Raw genomic sequence first — 21,863 nt, 5'->3', positions numbered from 1 at the left:
GCGCGCGCAGCGTCGCCGCAAGCTGCGCTTCCTGCGCCTCCTCTGCGGCCACCACATACGCCACCAGCTGCGGCTCGCCGGCCCGCTCCTCGCGCGCCACCACCACCGCCTCGCGCACCCACGCATGTCCGCACAGGTGCGCGGCCACCTCGCCCGGCTCGATGCGAAAGCCCCGGACCTTGACCTGCTCGTCGGTGCGCCCCAGAAACTCCAGATTGCCGTCCGGCAGGTACCGCGCCAGGTCCCCCGTGCGGTACAGCCGATCGCCCTCCACAAAGGGACTGGCGATGAACCGCTCTGCTGTCAGCTCGGGGCGGTTCAGGTAGCCACGCGCCACCCCCGCCCCGCCAATGTAGAGCTCCCCAGCCGCCCCGAACGGCACCGGCTCGCCATGACCGTCCAGCACGTACACCCGCGTGTTCGCAATCGGACGGCCGATCGGGATAGAGGCGGATCCATCGATAACTTTGGATATTTCAAATGTGACGCTTCCAACTGTCGCTTCTGTAGGACCGAAGTGGTTGATCAGACGCACATTCGGGAAGCGCTTTCGCCAAAACTGAATATCCGCAGGTACTAACGGTTCCCCACCAACCATCAGTGCCTTCGTCGGAGCCGGACCTTCGTAACACTCCAGTTGCCGGTTTAACAGGCTCAGGTGCGAAGGCGTCAGCTTGATCAAATCGTAGACCCGACCATCGTTAGCAGGAGAAAGTAAATCAGTTTCAACAGGAGGTTTTAGAAGATACAGCGCTGCACCTGCCAACAGGGGCCCGAATAAAGTTGTAACGATGCCGTCAAAGCTCAACGAATGTAATATCGGCGAACCATTCAACGCTTCTTCGTAATAACTGCGATGTGACCATTGCAAATAATTCAACAGGTTTCTGTGCTCGACCATGACGCCCTTGGGCGTGCCGGTGGAGCCCGAGGTGTAGATCACATAGGCCAGATGGTGCGGGCCCAGGCCCAGCGCGCGCGCATCCGGATCCGATGACGGCTGCCCGGCCCACGCCAGCGACTGCGCCTCCAGCTCCACCAGCCCCACCCCAGCGAGCGCCTCCCCGCCCAGCGCCGCACGCCCCGCCGCATCGGCCAGCACCAGCCGCGGCGCCGCCTCCCCCAGAATCTGCCGCAGCCGCGTGCCCGGATACGCCGCATCCAGCGGCACATACGCGCCCCCCGCCTTCAGGATCGCCAAGAGCCCCACCACCATCGCCGCGCTGCGCTCCACGCAGATCCCCACCGGCTGGTCCGGCCTGACTCCGAGTGCGACCAGATGATGGGCCAGCCGGTTGGCCCGCGCGTTGAGCTCCCCATAGCTCAGTCTCTCATTCTCATGCACCAGCGCCACCGCCTCCGGTGCCCGCCGCACCTGCGCCTCGAACAGCTCATGGATGCACCGCTCCGACGGATACGCCGCCTCCGTGCGGTTCAGCTCCTCCAGCAGATACCCGCGCTCCGCCGCCGGCAGGATGTCGATGCGGCCCACCGGCTGCCGAGGCTCAGCCATCACAGCACCCAACAATTTTTCCAAATGCTGTGTAATACGTTCGACATTCTCCGGTGCCAAGCGGCTTCTGTCGAAGTGCCATCGAAAGCTACCGTCCAAAGAGCACACTTCAAGCGTCAGCACGTTGCCCGAGCGAAGTATTCCAGAATTCGGCGCTGATCCCAGCTCATGCGAAGAAGCACCTTCCCTTATCGTGATACCAATCGGCCACGGGCACCGCGATCGAAGTGCCTCTATGTTCTTTAACGCCGGGTAGCGTGCAACGAGATCCCCAGCAAAACTTTTGTGTGCTCGAAGCAGAGCGAATTCGGTCTCAACTGTCCTACGCACCTCTGCAAAAGCATCATCGAGATCAACTACAATTTTCATCGGCACGACTGCGGCAATATGCAACCCTGTTGCTTCCGATGCAACTCCCGATACATTGAGCGTAGGACTCCATCCCAACTGAAGCTCAGATTCACCTGAGATGCGGGAAAGATAGATTAGCCAGCCGACCACTATGTGTACCATGCGCTCGATCGGTGCCAATTCAGCCAAAACGCTAAAAGCATTCTCCGAACTGGACTGCCATTTCGTCATGGCCAAAGCCGACGACAAAAAAAAGGGAAGCTGCAACGATCTGAACCCGGCAAGCCGCTGGCGCCAAAATGACTCTTGCACGGCTAACATTTCGAGCTCGGAAGTAATGCTCGACGCCTGTTCTACACCGAATATGTGAAGACGGTCTCCGATATCCAGACCGTGATGCTTCGCGAGCGCCGACGCGTCAATAGATTGACCGTCCGGACCAGAAAACCAAACATCGACATCTTGCGTAGCTGTCGCGACACGCCAATTCCAACGGTGGATCCCCAGCAAGGAACCCGGAAGCTCATCCGAGCATCGATCCAGAACCTTTACGCGTTTGACTGCCACAAGATCATCGACCAAGATAACCTTTGGCATTCCCAACGGATTTGGATAATTTGCTCCGAAATCCAAGGCCCGCACCATTGCAGACAAATCTTCCGCAGATCGATCCCAACGTAAACAGCCCCCAACATCGGGCCTTCGATATCTCGGAAAGTAGCTCCTGTCCAGCATCCTTTGCGGACGTATATCGAGGGCCCCATCGGTCAATCCAATTAACAACTCACGGAACCCCTCGATAGCAGCTTCATAACATCTAATGTTTAGGGTGAATGCAGTGTCGGTCGGCGTTATTAAAACCTGACGCCGAACGACCACATCACCAGTATCGACGCCTTGATCCATACAATGCCACGTAATTGCATATTCGCTTTCACCAGCAAGCAAGGCCCAAGAAGTGGCATGAGTTCCCGCATATTGAGGGAGGGGTCCATCGTGATAATTGAAAGCGCCTTGACGTGCCTGCCTAAGCATACCCACTGGCAATATGAACGGATTGGCGACAGAAAATATATATTCAACGGGCTCAATATCTATAAATGTCGAGAGCTCGTCGACGCTGCTACAACACAGGATATTGGCACCGGTGGCCCACTCGGAAAACCGGGAGTCCGCACAAAGTACCGCGCGGATCACGTGCCCCCTTTCTTGGGCTAGCTGAGCACACCTAATGGCTAGCGTACCGCTACCGACAATAACGCTAGACACCTTTGATAAGGTTAACTGCTTATTCGCCCCATGATCCGGGCGCGCCAAGGAAATACGATTTAACATCTTAATCTCCCAGCCAAGACCGAAGTCATTTGGCCAAGCGTGCCGCCGTTACGACGACACCGCCACGGAAAGCATCGAACGCAATGCTGCCGCCGAATGCGGGTTCGTGAACACGCGCCCGCTATTTGACACAGCCGGCGCGTTGACGAGCTCCCTGCGACTCACGAACAAAGATCCGGTGCTGCTGATGTCGCGATTTCTCCCGTACACGTCAGAATGGCAAGCGTTCGCATCCGCATCACGTCGACGCCTACTGCGAGCAGAAGCTGAGCGCACCGCTTCATCACGATTCCCGCCCGCAGATGTATCTCTCCCCCCTTTGCTCCAGCCCAAACTACCGCTCATGCATTTGCGTTTGCGCCGATCGGCGACGTAGCCAAGACAACGCAACTACTTTTTGCAAACCCGAATAAAGTACCCGACCTTCTGGAATTCGCCTGCCAACGCACGAATGCGCCCCTATCAGTGAAAAACCTTGTGCACGCAAAGCAAATCAGACACTGCAGCCGGTACGGAATGGGTACCATCATGCCACCGTTCGTGCACCGCATTGATATCAAATGTTTTTTCGATGTCCTAGCGATTTTCTAATATCCCCCAGTTTCTGAGGCTTTGAGCGGCACCGAATTTGGCGGAAGCTCCAGAGCGTGGGGAGTTATTCATCCGGTAGTGCCCGACCCAGAAGCATGAATCGAACGACTTCTGCGGGCGGATCAGAGGAGGAGTGCGAATACGAGGCAGCGCTGGCTGAGGTCAGCCGATTATCTAGTGCACCCGAGCCCAAGACGCATGGTCGCGGGTTTGAAGTCGCGCGATCGTTGCCACCTGGCGAGGGTGCGCCCGTTCTGCAGGGAGGCGTCATCTACAGTCGTTGTGGTCGCTTTTCCGACTCCGTTACGCTACGCGGAAGACAGGAAGCCTAATATGTCTGCGATCAAGCACAAGACGCTCTTGGAGAACCTTGCTGCCAGTCAATTGACGGAGCGCCGATCGGGTGAAACAGTTTACGCGTTGATCGTCGCGTCGATGACTCCCGCTGCCGATGACTTGGCAGGGGAGATGCGCAGGGAAATCGAAGCGCGTCACGCTGAAGCCGATCGGTTACGCCTGCGCGCTATAGAACGCGCGCAGGTCGACGCAGATCTTGCGCAACGGCGCTTCATGCTGGTCCATCCAAGTAACTGACCGGTCACCGACACACTCGCGCAAGAATGGAACGACAAGCTGTCGCAGATTGCAGTCTTAAAGAGTTTCTCAAGCAATCGAACGCTGAGATGAGGTGGCCAGCTAGCTAAGATCGGCCAGCCGTGCATACGGTCACGCAGTCACGGGCTGCATCACGTCTGTAGGCGGCGCTGTCCCTGATTGGACAGCAGCGGCAGAAATGGGCGTTGCCAGATGAACTATGGATTGCCCAAGCTATGAGACCGGCCAAGACGCGTTCTGGATCTGTCATGCCTTGCAAGGTCGCGGGATCGAATGCTGTCTTGTCGATCCCACGAGCATCTCTGTGGAACGCCAGAAGTAGCGCGACAAGACGCACCGAATGGAAGTAATCGTGCTGGCCATCAACCTGCGTGTGTTGGCCGCATGGTAAACGGGATCGCATGCACGCGATCCGTGTGCCGTTGCTGCCCGATGAGACGTCGTGCAACGTCATACGCGACCGTGGGCAACTGGAGAGGGAAGTCCCGCAACACCGGCGGCGCACGTGCAAGCTACTGGTCCCGCTCGGTTACTGGGGTCGAGTCGACAGCCGGAAGTTCACCGCACGTCTGTGCACGCGGCGAGGTACGGTGCCACGACGGTACGCCACTACCACTGGAACTTCAGCGACGGCTGTTGCGCGAATGCGAACAACTGGTGCTCCTTAAGCAGTAACTGGCGACACTGGAAAAGGAGACGCTCGGGAGCCTCCCGAAGCCGAGCGGAAGCGAATCGATCGCCTCAAACGCCTGAGTGGCATTGGGGCCGGGTGGCTCGCGACTGGCACTGGAACTGTTCTGGCGGCGGTTTGAGCCTCGTGACAATGGTGAGAGCCAGGTCGCCAAGGCCATCAGCAATCAAGGCAATCGGAGAGTGCGGGCACTACGGATCGAGACGGCATGGGCGTGGATCCGTTATCATCCAGAGAGCGTCATTGACGTATTGGGTTCTCGCAGCGAACAGCTGGCACGGCCCCCAATCGCCGCGCGCGACGGATAGCAATCGGTGCACTCGCACATTTCGTACGGCGGGAAACTGGTCGAGAGCATGCGCCAAGATGCACCGGCCTGCACCATCCAGCGCAGCGCGTTGAAAATATCGCGAATCACATGTCGGCGCTGCGGCGCGGCTTCGCTCGTCAAGAGTACCGTCACTATCGGAGCGAATTGATGACTGTCCCAGCAACCTCGGCTTTCGATGTGCGCGAGCTCGCTGTACCACGTGCTTCGGCAGCAGATATTGAGATCTTTTTCATCACCTTCGATTTTCGCGCGACGCTCGACTGTCCCGCATTCGCTCCACTCTCGGACGATGAGCGTGAAAAGGTCGCGCGCTTCCGACGCCGCGACGATGCGCTGCGTTGTGCCATCACGCGCGTCGTGCTGCGTCAGTTGCTGGCCGAACGAACAGATTTGAAGGCAAGTGAATTGCGTTTCGAGCTAGACACCGGTGGTCGACCGCGTCTCGATAAGTCGATACAAGGGGGCCCCGGTCGGCAACTCGACTTCAACGTTTCGCATTCTGAGCAGTATGGTCTGATCGCAATTGCGCGGCGACGGACGGTTGGTGTAGATATCGAATTTGCTCGCAATGACCTCAACTGGAGGAAACTCGCGTCAGCGGTGTTTGCGCCGCGCGACGAAGCACACGTAACCGCATTGCCGATGCACAGACGAACCGACGCATTTTATGACGTATGGACGGCAAAGGAAGCGGTGTTGAAGGCGCGTGGCGTCGGCATCGGAGGAGGCATGACATGGTTTTCTGTACTTGGCGACGGGCAGCACGAGCCAAGCATCGTAGTTTCCGAGGAGAGTGTGTGCAATCGCGACCTGATTGCGAATCTCGACGCAGTTTGGCTTCGTGCCCTGAACGGTTATGCCGCGTGTGTCGTGTGGTCGCGCGACGCCGCTTGGTGCGATGCGTAGGCACAATGTAGCTTGAGCGTTTCGAGAATTTAACTCCAACCAAAGTTTGCGCTAGCGCGAAGCGAAAGCAGCCGGTCGGCGCATCCGAAATGCATAACCTGTGCAAAAATCATCGTGATCTGATCAAAAGCGCCGTTGCAGAGAAAAGGAATTGGTGAGATTCGGCCCGTTTCCTGAGACCAGAAATACCAAAAATCGAGATTGCCCGTATGGCACGTGCCAACCATGACATGCTAGCAATGGCTGGACTGCCCTTTACACGTCGATGTGTATGTCCAGACTCCCATGTCCCCCCAATACTCTGGAGCCCACATGTCAACGCCATTCGTCTACTTCGTCTGGTCAGCCAACATGTTGTAGACATCGGCGGTGATGCGAGTTGTAATGTCGAGGACGGTAGAGGAAATTTTAGCGCACATCCGGCTGCGGACGTATTCTTCGAGTCGCCGGTAAAGACTACCATTGCTGGGTCTCCGTTATAGGCAGTAATCACACCCCCTTTCATTCCTGATGATGTCGGAAGCGCACTTCAAAAAGGTCTTATAAATTTGTGCGCTGAACTCCCATTTCATGGTGTTCACCATGTCGGTCCAAGTCCGCGTAAAGGACGGTCGCGGCCTAAGGTCTTTCGCGTGGCTAGAGTTGAGACGCGAATCCTCGGGGTTAGGGATACCAGTACTCTCCAGTGAACGTTTCACCAACCCATTTCTTCAAATCGTCGGTCAGAGCCATTGATATTCCCCACTTGTTTGCCCCCAAGGTAAGTCGAATACTAAGTTGGCCATGGCACGACCCACCTTCGGCTTCGAGATCGATTTCGGGAATATTTAGGAAATCGTTCCAAGGCTGATGATGTGCTTGCGGAACGCAGTCGCGGCCGGGCCAAACTTCGCCTCTGTATCGTTCTTTTCGCCGTAGACGTAGCGGATCGTCGTCACGCCGGCCATGTCGCTCGGAAGCTGGACGCCCTCGCCGCGCGGTTCCATCAAGATTGCGCGCTTGCGGCTGAGGCGTCCCATGAATAGGCCAAGCTCGAAACCGACGTTATCGCGCGGGCGCCGACCATTCAGTGACGCGGGCATTGGTGACGCGGGCATTGGTGACGTCGTCGCCATGTGCGATCGCCACCGCGAAATCGCACTAAACCAGCTCACGTTCGATATCGTCGCGCGTATCGTTTGCGACCTCGAACACCCCCTGGTTCCATGGCACGGTCAGGAACTTGTCGTGTGCGAACATGGATTGCAGCAGGTGCGAGACATCAAGCGCCTCAGCGCTCGAAATCACGAAAACGCGGATTTTGTCGCACTTCGCGTTTACGATCTGGTTGCGCCCCGATCAGGCGTTTCCAGGGTTCTTTTGCCATCCGGCGTCAGAGGTCTGCATAGCGGCTGCCGAGCTCGCTCAGTTACTGTTCCGTGATTTTCGCGACAAGGGAATCCTCTGCCTCACGAACCGTCACAGACCATTTCTGGATCGGCTCAACGGCTGCCATCTCTCCGACCGAATCGCCGGGGAACCGCCGGGGAACCGCCGGCGGATCGGCGTAGGGTTGACGACGATGTCGAACGCGCCGGTGATGATGAAATACACGTCGTTGTCGGTGGCGTCCTGCTGGATGATAACGTCGCAAGCCTTGACCTGAATCAGTTCGGCCATGTCGGCCAGCTCCGCGGCCAGATCTTTGTCGCCGCCGACGAGCTTCTGGCCCGTGAACGCTTCAACACGCAGGCGTTTGCCCGTTTCCCCAGAAAATCTCTCAATGATTCTTGCTCTCTCCGTGCCGCCTTTGGGAAACAAGCAGCAGCGATATTCTGATGGAGGACAGGCTACAATTCGGTGCCGGCAGCGCCGTCCGTGGGGTGTCTGCGAACGTGAGAAAGCGGAGTCCGGTCGCAGGTCATCTATCCGGTTATTTCGAGATCGAGTTCGTGCCGCATTGTGGTGGCGGCAAGGTCGACAGCGAGCTCGTGCACACGCTTGTGATGACTGATATCGCGACGGGATGAACCGAATGCCTGGTCAGGCCGTGTCGCAGAGGCGCATTCGTTCTGGAGCATATTAGGCAGGTCCGCAGTGCATTGCCGTTTCCCCTGCGCGGTCTAGATTGCGACAACGATAGCGCCTTCATGAACGAGACGGTGTGCTACTTCTGCAAACCGACGGGTATCGAGCTTACTCGGTCGCGTGCATACAAGAAGAACTACGAGGCGTGGGTCTAGCAGAAGAATGGCGCTATCGTTCACCGCTTGGTCGCCTACGGAAGGCGCCAAGGTCTGGAGGGCCACGGAAATCCTTGCCCCCTTTAGCAGGTCTCGCCGCTCTACATCAACTTCTTCCAGGCGTCGTTCAAGCTGAAATCCAAGACCCGTCACTGCGCGAAGGTGCCAACGTTTTTTTGGGGCGACATGGGGCCGCCAAGGCGACGGCAGTCTCGCTTGATCCTTATGGGTATGTGGCGCGATCCGTCGCAGCCACCGAATCGAAGAAACGGAGGCACTCGGCTGCTGCGATCGGGATGAAGTTGAGGCTGGCCTCACGCGGCCATGGTAAGTACTGGTCGCGTGACACCTACCCGCTAATGGGTGCGGGTAATTGCAAGGGTGAGGCATCGCTTACAGATACGTAGCGCATCGACCTCGCGCAGGCTCAGATTGAAGCGGTGATACAGCGTACCGCGGAGCCGATCACCGCGGCCGGGAAGCGCAACCTTGGAAGACGATTGACTCTTCTTCATCCTGCCGATCTAATGGACTCGACCTTCAATTTGACAAAGTCCGCGCCGGGCGATCCAAGGTGCGGCATTACCGGTCTGATACCGTGCGCTACTATGGTTTTCCAAAATTCAAATAAATGGGCTTCGAATAGGTCCCACGCCCTGCATATGTCACATTGACCCTCGATTCGATTGCGTGAGCGTGCCTGGCGATATCCAGCATAGGTTGACGAATACTTGCGTCGCACGACCATTTCCCCCATTGAAACGGGAGGAAGATTGAGAGCCTGCGAGGCCAATCTCACACTCCCCACCCTGAAGATTTACTTTTGGACTAGAAATATACCCCTCATGATAATATCCCCCGCCAAATACCAAACCAGATGGCAACATCACACCTGCCATCGAAATACAAAGAACATATTTTTTGGCCCACATTTCGCACATCCTAGTAAAAATTCAAAATTAACTACCCATTAAAAATCACCACGCAAAAGCCCGACAGGCGCCCCCATCTACCGAATTCAAACAAATCGCGACTACGTAAGAACACGCGAAAGACAATCAGAATCCCATATTACACCGCCCGATATTACCCTGAACACAATCGTTATATGGAAGGGATGGAGTCTTTGATACGATCTTCTTGCCCGTGCTGGTCGTCATTCCGAAAACGTCTCTGACGTTTGTTAGTAAGATCGGGGCCACGCCATGCGTAGCAATTTTTATTGCGCCGTACTGAACCTTACGTATTTCATCGCTTAGCCGATCCCACCGCGTAGTTCTATTTGAATCTTCGAGACTCAATCGATATGGAGTGAAAGCATCATCGCCTAATGCAGTCGATGCAAAACTCCCTTGGATGCTACGAAACCTTACCGCCTCTGATAGCACTGTTGCGTACGATAGCAAGGCCCTTGCCTCCGCTCCGTTTATCGTACTAGTCGAAGAAACATGATTCATTAGGTTCCTATACCCCTTCATCAGTGAATATCTATCGATTGACAAATCTGTTCTATCCGCGCTTACTCCGGCACTCCTTGCCAACGAGAGATAGCTAGAATCTCCTGTCATATTTACCGTGAAATCTGCCAAACGCCGTGGCGCATTCACCTGTACTCTTCCGCTGGCTGTATCCGAAAAATCAGAAAATCGGTAAAATATACGCGCAACGATAAACCCTGTCAGGTACAAATCGGATGGGTTCATCACAAACCTAACATCTGTATTTGAGGATGGGTCATTGGGACCAACTCCAATTATTTCAATGGTAATCCCCTCTACAATATTTGACGCATCGGGCCTTAATTGATACAAAATTTTATTGCCAGGGATATTCGCGAGCGACATCGCATCGCCCATTGCAGTTCTAATTGCACCCAACGATTGAACATATTTTTGCGGGGAACTAAAATCGACCCTGAATTCGGCAGCATATAAAAATGAACAGGTCGAAAAACACCACAAAATTAAAATGGCCTTCATGAATTTTTTCATCAAAACTCCACCGTTATATCGCGTCATCTCAAAACGAAATTCGCGATCCTGATGCCCCTTTACTTATTAAGCGAAGTTGCCACATATTAAGCACAATCAATTTTATTATCTAATAATCGCATAAATGCACTCAAAACTGAAGCGGCCTTTTTCACATAGCGGCGCCAATTATCAATTTGCGCAAATACAGGGTCACACCGACATTGGATGAGCCTAGCAGCTGGATTACTTACGCATAGCCCCACTCCCACAAGATTAGCCTAACCACATACTCAATTGCTAAATCTATGCCAACAAGCCAACGCCAATAGCAAGTAGAAGCTCGAAAGCCCTTAAAGCCCATTCACCGATAGCATCAACAGACAAACCGGACAATTCCGACAATTTGTGTCGCTACCGTTAGGGGCGTCGGGAATTCAGACAGTGGTGCAAGTGGAACGACTGGTCCTGTCTGCTGCTATCGTTCGGCAGCGAAAGCAGACAAACCTTTTGAGCGGGGCCACAACGACATGTTCAAAAAATCCATGAAAGAATCAGAGACTCGACATCGGTTACACTCCGGTCGGCGGCCTTTTTATTGGCTTTGACGTGATCGCGGGACTTGCAGCTCTGGCATTCTGAGGAGCTTCATGGATGTGACTCTGACTGCGATTCCTCGCTGCGTCCTAACGTAGCGTTCCTTGTGTTCGCTGAGTTCCTCTATCGGTACTTTCACAGCGAAGAGAACAAAGAGCTCTGCTGGCTAAAAACGCGGGAAACCTTCCATTTTTGTCGAGTCGAACTCGAACACTCTGATCTTGGGCTTGTCGACGCTGGAACGCGTGGTTCGGCATGAGAGGAAGGACCGGCGACAATAACCACCGCTATGTGGAAGAGTCAGGCACAGTAGAGACCGCCGGAAAGTGGCGCGGTGCCTTGAAACCGGCAAAGCGGCCTTATAGATATGTAACGTCGGCGGTCTCGGAAACAGGAAACGATCCAATAAAATTGGTCGATCGAATTCGTTAGTGGTTAATAAGGTGACGCAGTCTAACGAATTTGTAACCCGTGCAGCCGTACTCGTCACCAATGGCAACCGTCGAACTTGAACCGCAGGTGCTCGCCAGTCGCCTCGGCGTGGCATTTTCTCTGCCTTCCAGAACCGCGCGATCGAATGCATGATCACGATTACGGCGCTGCAAGCGTATTTGTGCCTCGAGCCGCGCGCAGGCGACGCGCGCATCCTCAAACCTTCGCGATGGTACGGCCGCATGCAGGCGATAGCCGAACGAAAGTTGCTTGCCCATCCCGCAGCAGGAATTGAGCTGACGCTGGCAGATTTCTCGCGCCCAAGAGACACCGGTTTCCGTCTGTGGCGACGGCGACCGAGGACGAGTTCCTGTTACAGGTATAGGCTGTCCCGCTGAATGCTCCTCATCAAATTCCCGTTGCGCTCACTTCGTTTCGATTCGGTCGACACACAGGCGAGCCGTGCGAAAATGCGCGTGTAGTGCGGCCAGCCAGGCAATTTCCCAGACGATTCAATGGCTTGGGCTAGCAGGGGAGGCATCGCCCCAGCGCTTCCTACAGATAGTGAGACCAGTATGGGGTCGAACGCGAGGTCCACCATGCTCAACCGGTCTAACTGGGTCGGCTTAGCCTTGTGACGTCGTAGGTTGCACAAGTTCGAGACGGCCCGCGATTCCACTGACCGACAGAATTGCCGTTGCGCGATCGCTTTATCGGCACGCGCTGACCGCCTCCGGCGAAGCGACGAAATGCCCCGGCGTCACGCCGACCGCGCGCCGGAAATGTCGACCAAGGTGACTCTGATCGAAAAACCCGACCTCGGTCGCGACCTCAGACGGCGGGACGCCGTCGCGCAATAGCCGCTTGGCGTGCTGGATCCGCACCAAACACACATAACGATGCGGCGAGATTCCAACTTCTTTGCGGAACAGCGTCGCAAAACGCGACACACTCAAGCCCGCCGTCGCCGCGAGCGTCGCAAGACTGACCGGCTGCGCGAACGAGCTGTCGATAAAGGCCACGGCCCGCCTGATCGCACGCGACATCACCACGGTCGTGCCGCTGGCGGTGTAGTCGAAGATTCCAGTCATGTCGTATCCCTTCGGGCCACAAAATCATGCGCGCCGCTCGGACGACACCGATTCGGCAAGGCCGATGCCGTCATCGCGCAGCGCGAGTTTCCATCAGACGCGCAGCGTGACGGACTGTGCGAGCCCACCAGCCGCAGTAGCGCCGTCCGGCGGTCCGTTCTGGTACTGCTGCAGTTCCGCTTCGCTGCGATGGCACACCACCTGCGCGCCGCTCTCGAGCGTGCGCGCGGCCGGCTGCGTGCGGTTGCAGACCCCATCGATGCGCAGCGGGCAGCGCGCGAGAAACGTGCATAGCTGCGGCTCATCGGCCGGCTCGCCGATCGGCGGCAGCGTCTGATGACAGCGCTCGCCCGCTTCTTCGAGCCAGCCGGCGCGAAGCTCCGGCGCGGACGACACCAGCAGATGCGAATACGGGTGGTACGGCGGCGCCGACAACGCGTCGCGGTTACCCGCCTCGACGCGGTGCCCCGCGTACAGCACGACGATGTCGTCGCTGATCGCGCGCACCTTGGCGATGTCGTGCGTGATGAACAGATACGACACGCCGAGCTTTTTCTGCAGATCGCGCAGCAGTTCGAGAATGGCTGCGCCGACCACCGTATCGAGCGCGGAGGTGACTTCGTCGCAAAGGATCAGCTTGGGTTCGGCGGCCAGCGCCCGCGCGAGATTCACGCGCTGTTTTTGCCCGCCCGACAACTCACCGGTGCGACGCTGCGCCAGTTCGGCTGGCAGGCGAACCAGGCCAAGCAGTTCGGCGACGCGGCGCCGCGCGGCCTCGCCCTTCATACCGTGATAGAACTTCAACGGGCGCGCCAGCGTGCGCTCGACGGTATGCGTCGGGTTGAGCGCGGTGTCGGCGTTCTGGAACACGATCTGGATACAGCGAAACTGTTCGCGGCTGCGACGGTTCAGGTTGGCGGCAAGCGGCTCACCATCGAGCAGCAGCTTGCCGCGCGCCATCGGCACGAGCCCCGCGATCACCTTCGCGAGCGTCGTCTTGCCCGAACCCGACTCGCCGATCACGCCCACCGTCTGGCCACGGCCGATTGCGAGGTCGACGTCGCGCAGAATGAGCTTGTGCGGCCAGCCGTGCGCGTCGGTGCCGCCGTAGCCGGCCGTCAGCCCGCGCAGTTCGAGCAGCGGCGCCGCGTTGCGTTGCGACGCGTCCAGCGCGGCAGCAGCGGGTGCAACGGGCGTCACCGCGGCAATCAGGCTCTGCGTATAAGGATGGGCCGGCGCATGCAGAATCTGCTCGGTGCGGCCCGTTTCGCGAACCTCACCGTTGCTGAGCACGACGATCCGATCGGCCATCTGCGCGACCACCGCCAGATCGTGCGACACATAGACGGCGGTCATTCCGCATTGCCGGATCACGCCGCGAAACGCTTGCAGCACGTCGATCTGCGTCGTGACGTCGAGCGCCGTGGTCGGCTCGTCGAGGATCACGAGGGCGGGGTCGGTGATCAGCGCCATCGCCGCCATCAGCCGCTGCAACTGGCCGCCCGACACCTGGTGCGGGTAACGCTGGCCGATCTTCTGCGGGTCCGGCAGCGCGAGCGCGCGGAACAGTTCGACCGCTTTTGCCTGCGCGGCGCGCTTGCTGAGCGTGCCGTGAATCAGCGCGCTTTCGATCACCTGGTCCATGATCGAGCGCGCCGGGTTGAACGCGGCCGCCGCGCTTTGCGCGATATAGGCAACCTTGCGGCCACGCAATCCCTCGAGCTGTTTCGGCGAGAGTCCGAGCACGTCGGTGTCGCCGACCCGGATCGAGCCGCCCGCGATGCGGCAGCCGCTGCGAGCATGGCCCATCAGCGACAGCGCGATCGTGGTCTTGCCCGAGCCCGATTCGCCGATCAAGGCGAGCACCTCGCCGCGCGCAATCTCGAAATCGATGTCGTGCACGATCGTCGTATCAGGCTCGCCGGGGCGGCTTCCCACCACGCGCAGGCCCCGCACTTCGACCAGATTGGACGACGGTGACGACGCGGTCTGCGAGGCGGCCGGAAAGTCCGCGTGAGCACGTCTGAACAGGTGTCCCTTCATCAATGGCCTCCATCGGCATCGGGCATGTTCTTGCGGCGCCCACGATGCGGCAGTCCGTCGATCAGCAGGTTCACGCCGACCGTCAGCACCGCAATTGCGATCGCGGGCAGGATCACCACGGGCACGCCTTCACCGAGACCGGCGATGTTCTCGCGCACCAGCGAACCGAGATCGGCATACGGCGGCTGCACGCCCAGGCCGAGAAAGCTCAGGCTGCTCAGCAGCAGCACGACGAACGTGAAACGCAGCCCGGTGTCGGCGAGCATCGGGTGGATCATGTTCGGCAGCATCTCGAAGCACGCGATGTAAAGCGCGCTTTCTCCGCGCGCCCGGGCGACCTGCACATATTCGAGCGTGCCGATATTGACCGCGAGCGAGCGGGCGATCCGGTACGAGCCCGGCATGTAGCTGATGGCCGCTGTCGCGATCAGCAACGGCAGCGACGAGCCGAACGCGGCGACGATCATCAGCGCGAACATCTTCGACGGAATCGAGGTGACCGCATCGAGCAGCCGGCTCATGGTTTCGTCGATATGGCGGCCGGCGACGGCCGCGAGCAAGCCCAGCATCGTCCCGGTGAGCGCCGCGAGCAGCGCCGCGGCGAGCGCCAGCACGACCGTCAGCCGCATGCCGTAGATGATGCGGGTCAGCATGTCGCGGCCCAGGTAGTCGGAGCCGAGGGGCAGCTTCGCGCTGAAGCCAGCGAAGACGTCGGGCGTGATGATCGCGCCCACCGCGTGCGGCGCGATCCACGGCGCGAACGCCGCGACGAACAGCGCGCAACTCACCATCGCGAGACCGATCCAGCCGCCGGTCGACAGATTCATGCGCTGCGCGACGCTGCGACGGCGCACCGGCCGCGGCGCCGGAGCGCCGCCGCCACGCCAGGACCGTGGTGGCTCCGCGCCCTGCGGCAGCATGCTGCTGCGCTGCACCGGCTCGAGCGCGCCGAGTTGGTGAGACGAATCGGAAGAAGGTCGAAGAGTCGTCATGTCCGCAGCCTCGGGTTCGAGATGATGGCGCACAGGTCGGCTAGCAGCACGAGCATCAGATAGCCGAGGCAGAACAGCAGCGTGCAGGCCTGCACGAGCGGGAAGTCGCGGTTGCTCACCGCGTCGACCATCAGGCTCGCGAGGCCCGGATAGTTGAAGATGGTCTCCACGACGATCACGCCGCCAAGCAGATAAGACAGGCTCAGCGCGATCGCGTTGGCGATCGGGCCGATCGCATTCGGCAGTGCGTGGCGCAGTACCACGCGCGCGGGGCTCGCGCCCTTCAGCATCGCCATTTCCACGTACGACGAACTGAGCTGCTCGATCACCGCGGCGCGGGTCATGCGGGCCATCTGCGCAATCACGACTGCGCAGAGGGTTACGACCGGCATTGCATACGCGCGCAGAAAGTCGTGCAGGCTCTCAATGTCGCCGCTGTACGACAGCGCGGACAGCCAGTGCAGCTTGACGGCCAGCACCAGCACCGCGAGCGTCGCGATCAGGAACTCGGGCGTGGCGACCAGCGACAGCGTACCGAGGCTCACGATGCGGTCGATCAGCGAGTCGCGCTTGACCGCCGCCAGGATGCCCGCCGACACCGCGATCGGCACCGACACCGCGGTGGTGATCGCCGCGAGGGTCAGCGACTTCGGCAAGCGCCCTTCGATCAGCTCGGAGACCGGCAGATTATTCGATAGCGACACGCCGAAGTTCGCGTGCAGCAGACCGACGAGCCAATGGAAGTACCGCAGGTAAGCCGGCTGGTCGAGACCGAACTGCTGGCGCAGCGCCGCGACCGTTTCGGCCGTCGCCGACTGGCCGAGTGCGGCCTGCGCGGCATCGCCGGGCAACAGATTGGTGATCACGAAGATGATGATCGAGACGATCACCAGCGTCAGCGCGGTGACGCCGATGCGCCGGCCGATCAACTGGGCGATATTCCCGTTCATAGGCATGACCTCCTCGGTTGAGGCTTTGGGGCACGCGCCGGGGCGACGCCCGGCGCGTGCGCGCGCTTGCGCGTATTACGCGTTCCACCACACGTACTCGGCGAAGCTGAAGCCCATCATCGCGCCGGTAGGTATGGGTTGAAGCCCTTGCAGGCGCTTATCGTTCGCATCGAGCAGGCTCAGGAAGGTCGGAATGCCGATGCTGCCCTGCTCCGCTACCAGCACCTGCATGTCGCCGTACATCTGCTTGCGCTTCGCATCGTCGGTTTCCGAGCGCGCGGCGACCAGCAGCTGGTCGAACTTCGGGTTGTTCCAGCCCGACTCGTTCCACGGCGCGTCCGACTTGAAGAACTGCGTGAACAGCACGTCGGCGCTCGAGCGGGGATTGACGCTGCCGAACCCGAGCGGATGCTTCATCCAGTGGTTCGACCAGTAACCGTCGGCCGGCACGCGGTTGATGTTCAGGTTCACGCCGATCTTCGCGGCGGACTGCTGCAGCAGCACGCCCATTTCGATCGAGCCGTTCGCGTCGGTCGTCGCATAGATCGGTGGCAACGCCGTCCCGATCGCTCCGGCTTTCTGGAAGTAGAACTTCGCCTTGTCCGGATCGTGCGGCCGCTGCGGCAGCGACGCATTGAAGTAACGGTGGCTGGGTGGAATCGGCTGATCGTTGCCGACCACCGCATAGCCGCGGAACACCGCCGTGCGGACCTGGTCACGATCGAACAGATACTTCATGCCCTGCACGAAATCGGGGTTGCCGGTCAGCGGATTGTCGCGTCGCATGATCAGATCGGTATAGAGACCCGACTTGGTCTCGCGCACCTCATAGCCCGGCGTCGCGGCAATGCGCTGCGTCGAGCGCGGATCGACCGCGTTGATCAGGTGGACATCGCCGGACAGCAGCGCATTGATGCGCGCCGCGTCGTCGCCGATACCGATCAGCTCGATCTGGTCGAGGTAGGGGCCGCCGCCCGTCTTCCAGAAGTTGTCATTGCGCACGCCGACTGTCGAGACGCCGGGCTTGAACGTCTTCACCTTGTACGGGCCGGTACCGACGGCCGTCGTGAAGTCCGTCGTGCCGTCCTTGATGATCACGAATTGCGGCGTGGCGAGAATCACCGGCAAGTCCGCGTTGGGCGACGCGAGCGTCAGTGTGACTTCGTTGGGGCCGGTCTGCTTCGCTTCCACGAACTGATCGGCCAGCGTCTTCACCTTCGAAGCAGTGGCCGGATTCTTATGACGCATCAGCGAGTAGACGACATCGGCGGGCGCAAGCGGCTTGCCATCGTGGAAGGTCGCGCTCTTGCGCAGCTTGATCACCCACACCTTCGCATCGCTCGTGTCCACCGCTTCGGCGAGATTCATCCGCGGCGTCAGCGAACTGTCGAGTTGCGTCAGGCCGCTGTAAAACATGAAGAAGCGGATGTAGTCGGCGCCTGCCGATCCCTTGGCCGGGTCGAGCGTATCCGCGGTCGACGATGAGTCGTAGGCGACCCGGATCTTGCCGCCTTTCTTCGGCGCAGTCGCCGCAAGCGCGGGGCGAGCGCCCGCCAGCAAGCCTCCCGCGCCGGTGGCGAGCATGCCGCCGGCAGCCAGCAAACGCATCATGTCGCGGCGGCTGAAACCGCCCGTTTTGATTTCGTCGTCGTACATGGGAACTGCTCCTTACTGGTGATTGAACGCGGGATATCCAGCATTGGTGTTCGACGGCGCTCCGCGTGCTGGTCGCGGCGCGGCGGCACTGCATGAATCGATTTAAGCACTGCCAAAAATGGCTTTGATCGCGTATCGCTGGATTCGACCATTCGAAAACATGGTTTTGAGTGGTCCAAACAGCATGATTTGCCGCTCCTGGCATTGACCCTGACGCGCGAGCCCGGCGCCGTGTGCGATCTTCGAAGCGAGGCGTCGGTGCATGCACATCATCCTAGCGGCGAGCGCACCGCGGATTGCACCGACAAAATTGGCCGTTTCAGCACACCGCACGCAATCTGCACGACCGAGCCACACATTTCGCGTGGCGTGCCCGGCACGGGCGCAGCGGGCGCCTCGCCGGGCGCGGCACGCACGACGATGAGAAGTTCGTACTAGTCAACGCGCGAGCAACGTGCAACAGTCGCGGCACGGCCGACAAATCACGGAGCACCCCGTGCCCGATTCAACCACGCACGCACCTTTCACCTACCGACGCCTGACCGCCAACGACCTGCCCGCCGCACAGCGCCTGTCCGCCGCGATCGGCTGGCCGCATCGCCGTGAAGACTGGGGATTCTCCGCGCACACGGGAAGCGGTTTCGTCGCCGAGACGGCAGGCGCATTAGTCGGCACCGTGGTGTGCTGGAAGTTCGGCGCCGATCAGGCGACGCTCGGGATGCTGATCGTCGCGCCGCAGCATCGCGGCCTGGGTATCGGCCGCACGCTGCTCGCTTACGCGCTCGACGAGATCGGCAAGCGCGACATCACGCTCTATGCGACCGACGCTGCCCAGCCCATGTGCGACGCGCTCGGCTTCGAGCCCTGCGGCGCACTCGACCAGATGCAGGGCGCGGCGTTCCGCCCGCCGCTCGTCGCGCTGGCCGCCAACGAGCGGCTGCGCCCGCTCGGCGCGAGCGACGCCGTGCAGCTCGTCGAGCTGGCATCGCGCGCGAGCGGTCTCGACCGCAGCCACGTGCTGCCACCGCTGCTCGATCTGGCCGACGGTATCGCGCTCGATCGCGACGGCGAACTCCTCGGCTTCTCGTTGTTCCGCCGCTTCGGACGCGGTTTCCTAATCGGCCCCGTGGTCGCCGGCGCGAGCCCGGACGCCGTGCATGCCAAAGCGCTGATCAGTCATTGGCTCGCCCTGAACGAAGGCGCGTTGGTGCGCATCGACGTGCCGCACGGGCAAGGCCTGCGAACGTGGCTAACCGGCCTCGGCCTCGCACCCACGGAGACGGTCGTCAGGATGCGGCGGATCGCATCCGCGCAAACCCGTTCCGAGCCGAGGCGCGCCGACGGCTCGCTGCATCAGTACGCGGTGATCGCGCAGTCGTTGACCTGACGCGGCCACGAACGCTCGGGCTGAACTCCCGTTCGCGCCGCTATTAAGCACGCGCGGCAGAAAATGCTGTCTGTGGGGTAGAAAACGCTGCGCCTGCGCTCTTTGAGCCGTTTTTTGGCGGAACGGCTCGCATGCGGCTCTCGCTACTATCAAGGGGTGACGCTCACCTGATCGCAACCCGCGGGGAAATACCACCATGTCAAGAACATCGCTCATCGACGCCGACCGCAAGCATCTGATTCACCCGGTCATCAACTACCGCGCGCACGAAGCGCGGGGCACCACCGTACTCGGATCCGGACACGGCGCGTATCTGCGCGACATCGACGGCAACGAACTGCTCGACGCGTTCGCGGGCCTGTGGTGCGTGAACGTCGGCTACGGCCAGCAGAGCATCGTCGAAGCGGCGACGCGGCAAATGACGAAGCTCCCCTACGCGACCACCTACTTTCACTTCTCGTCGGAACCTGCCATCGAACTGGCCGAAAGGCTGGTTGCGCTCTCCCCCGCTTCGCTGCAGCACGTCTACTTCACGCTCGGCGGCTCCGATGCGATCGACTCGGCGGTACGCTTCATCACGCATTACTTCAACGCGACGGGGCGTCCGGCGAAAAAGCAGATGATCGCGCTCGAGCGCGGCTATCACGGATCGTCGAGCGTCGGCGCGGGGCTCACCGCGCTGCCCGCGTTTCACCGCAACTTCGATCTGCCGCTGCCGCACCAGCACCACCTGCCGTCGCCCTATGCATACCGTCAGCCGCAAGGCGACAACGCGCAGGCGCTGATCGCCGCGTCGGTCGCCGCGCTCGAAGCGAAGGTGGCCTCACTCGGCGCGGAGAACGTCGCCGCGTTCTTCTGCGAGCCGATCCAGGGGTCGGGCGGCGTGATCGTGCCGCCGGTCGGCTGGTTGAAGGCGATGCGCGACGCGTGCCGCCGTCTCGACATCCTGTTCGTCGCCGACGAAGTCATCACGGGCTTCGGTCGTACCGGTCCGCTGTTCGCATGCGAGGCGGAACAGGTCGAGCCGGATCTGATGACGGTGGCGAAGGGGTTGACCTCGGGCTATGCGCCGATGGGCGCGGTGCTGATGTCCGACGAAATCTACCAGGGCATCGCGGGCGATGCGCGCGATACCGCGGTGGTCGGTCACGGCCAGACCTACTCCGCGCATCCGGTCAGCGCCGCGATCGGCCTCGAAGTGCTGCGTCTCTATCAGGAGGGTGGTCTGCTCGCTAACGGTATTGCGCAGGCGCCGCGTTTTGCCGCCGGACTCGACGCGCTGCTCGATCATCCGTTGGTCGGCGACTCGCGTCATCGAGGCCTGCTCGGCGCGCTCGAACTCGTCGCCGACAAGGATTCGCGCGCACGCTTCGATGCGTCGCTGAAGCTGCCGGACCGGATCGCCGAAGCGGCCTACCGCAACCGTCTCGTGTTCCGCGCATTCGGCGACAGCATCCTCGGTTTCGCGCCCGCGCTTTGCTTCGGCGAGGCGGAATTCGACCAGCTGTTCGGCCGTTTGCGGCGCACGCTCGACGAAGTGCTCGACCATGCGGAGGTGCGTGCCGCGTTGCGCGGCGCAAGCCGCGCAGCCGCCTGAGCGCGTGATAACATCGGCCTGCGCGTCGCTTGACTCTGGCGTTGCGCCATGCAGCGAAAAGCAGAACCTTCGACGGGCAGACCGATACATGACGACAAGCGGCGACACGAAGCTGGACCGGATCGACCTGCGTATTCTTTCGCAACTGCAGAAAAAAGGCCGCATCACGAACGTCGAGCTTGCTGACGCCGTGGGGCTCTCGCCGAGCCCCTGTCTGATCCGCGTGAAACGGCTCGAAAAGGCCGGCTATATCGTCGGCTACGGCGCGCACATCCAACTGCAGAAACTCGGCGACGTGCAGATCGTGTTCACCGAGGTCACACTTGCCGACCATCGCCGCGAGGACTTCGCCAAGTTCGAGGCGGCGATCCGCCCCGTGGAGGAGATTATCGAATGCCATCTGGCGAGCGGCGGATACGATTATCTGCTGAAGTTCGTCACGCGCAGCGTCAATCACTATCAGAGTGTGATCGAAGAACTGTTGGAGCGCGACATCGGCATCGAGAAGTATTTCAGCTACGTGATCATCAAGACGCCATTCGTGAAATCCGAATACCCGCTGGAAACACTGTTCTCGCAACGGCATCAATGAA

The 21,863-nt window shown here is 60.0% G+C and carries 12 protein-coding genes and 2 pseudogenes; 6 read left to right on the top strand and 8 right to left on the bottom strand.

Going from position 1 to position 21,863, the window contains the following annotated elements:
- A partial coding sequence (locus tag GCT19_RS34805; RefSeq protein WP_152854456.1) for an amino acid adenylation domain-containing protein occupies positions 1–3,199 on the bottom strand: 3,199 nt, incomplete at its 3' end.
- 924 nt (positions 3,200–4,123) lie between these two features.
- Between GCT19_RS34805 and GCT19_RS42975 the strand changes: the two genes are divergently transcribed.
- Both GCT19_RS42975 and GCT19_RS34790 read left to right on the top strand, forming a co-directional pair.
- A complete protein-coding gene (locus GCT19_RS42975; RefSeq protein WP_026228740.1) occupies positions 4,124–4,384 on the top strand; it encodes a hypothetical protein in 261 nt (86 codons plus the stop codon).
- Between the two features lie 1,130 nt (positions 4,385–5,514).
- Positions 5,515–6,333 carry a 4'-phosphopantetheinyl transferase family protein gene (locus GCT19_RS34790; RefSeq protein WP_152854455.1) on the top strand — a complete coding sequence of 273 codons (819 nt, stop codon included), beginning with the start codon at positions 5,515–5,517 and terminating at the stop codon, positions 6,331–6,333.
- Between the two features lie 827 nt (positions 6,334–7,160).
- Here the strand turns inward: GCT19_RS34790 and pycTIR are convergent.
- Positions 7,161–8,100: pseudogene (pycTIR, locus tag GCT19_RS44660) on the bottom strand (Pycsar phage resistance system effector protein PycTIR).
- Positions 8,101–9,613: 1,513 nt separating this feature from the next.
- Complete coding sequence (locus GCT19_RS34770) at positions 9,614–10,546, bottom strand: ribosome-inactivating family protein (protein ID WP_084598368.1); 933 nt, start codon at positions 10,544–10,546, stop codon at positions 9,614–9,616.
- 1,068 nt (positions 10,547–11,614) lie between these two features.
- Between GCT19_RS34770 and GCT19_RS43725 the strand changes: the two are divergent.
- A pseudogene (locus GCT19_RS43725) lies at positions 11,615–11,877 on the top strand (DUF1488 domain-containing protein); the annotation flags it as partial.
- Between the two features lie 387 nt (positions 11,878–12,264).
- Here GCT19_RS43725 and GCT19_RS34760 read toward each other — a convergent pair.
- The 5 genes from GCT19_RS34760 to GCT19_RS34740 all read right to left on the bottom strand — a co-directional run bounded on the left by GCT19_RS34760 (position 12,265) and on the right by GCT19_RS34740 (position 18,286).
- Positions 12,265–12,645, bottom strand: a complete 381-nt coding sequence (locus tag GCT19_RS34760; protein ID WP_018435697.1) for a helix-turn-helix transcriptional regulator — start codon at positions 12,643–12,645, stop codon at positions 12,265–12,267.
- A 93-nt stretch (positions 12,646–12,738) separates the two neighbouring features.
- Positions 12,739–14,688 (bottom strand): ABC transporter ATP-binding protein, encoded by a 1,950-nt coding sequence (locus GCT19_RS34755; protein ID WP_176137770.1) that lies wholly within the window; start codon positions 14,686–14,688, stop codon positions 12,739–12,741.
- Positions 14,688–15,680: an ABC transporter permease gene (locus GCT19_RS34750; protein WP_018435695.1), complete on the bottom strand. Its 993-nt coding sequence runs from the start codon at positions 15,678–15,680 to the stop codon at positions 14,688–14,690. Before GCT19_RS34750 ends, GCT19_RS34755 begins: the two co-directional genes overlap by 1 nt.
- The gene (locus tag GCT19_RS34745) at positions 15,677–16,630 is read right to left on the bottom strand and encodes an ABC transporter permease (protein ID WP_152854452.1); all 954 of its coding nucleotides are present in this window, start codon (positions 16,628–16,630) and stop codon (positions 15,677–15,679) included. Before GCT19_RS34745 ends, GCT19_RS34750 begins: the two co-directional genes overlap by 4 nt.
- A 75-nt stretch (positions 16,631–16,705) precedes the next feature.
- Complete coding sequence (locus tag GCT19_RS34740) at positions 16,706–18,286, bottom strand: ABC transporter substrate-binding protein (protein ID WP_018435693.1); 1,581 nt, start codon at positions 18,284–18,286, stop codon at positions 16,706–16,708.
- A 496-nt stretch (positions 18,287–18,782) separates the two neighbouring features.
- Between GCT19_RS34740 and GCT19_RS34735 the strand changes: the two genes are divergently transcribed.
- From GCT19_RS34735 to GCT19_RS34725, 3 genes are all read left to right on the top strand, one after another.
- Complete coding sequence (locus tag GCT19_RS34735) at positions 18,783–19,673, top strand: GNAT family N-acetyltransferase (RefSeq protein ID WP_018435691.1); 891 nt, start codon at positions 18,783–18,785, stop codon at positions 19,671–19,673.
- Between the two features lie 196 nt (positions 19,674–19,869).
- Positions 19,870–21,270 carry an aspartate aminotransferase family protein gene (locus tag GCT19_RS34730; RefSeq protein ID WP_018435690.1) on the top strand — a complete coding sequence of 467 codons (1,401 nt, stop codon included), beginning with the start codon at positions 19,870–19,872 and terminating at the stop codon, positions 21,268–21,270.
- An 88-nt stretch (positions 21,271–21,358) separates the two neighbouring features.
- The gene (locus tag GCT19_RS34725; RefSeq protein ID WP_018435689.1) at positions 21,359–21,862 is read left to right on the top strand and encodes an Lrp/AsnC family transcriptional regulator; all 504 of its coding nucleotides are present in this window, start codon (positions 21,359–21,361) and stop codon (positions 21,860–21,862) included.
- Position 21,863: the final 1 nt, after the last annotated feature.

It is taken from the genome of Paraburkholderia atlantica, assembly GCF_009362785.1.
GTDB classification, from domain to species: Bacteria; Pseudomonadota; Gammaproteobacteria; order Burkholderiales; family Burkholderiaceae; genus Paraburkholderia; species Paraburkholderia atlantica.
The sequence above is the reverse complement of the archived record's forward strand: the minus strand, read 5'-3'. Positions and strand labels throughout refer to the sequence as shown.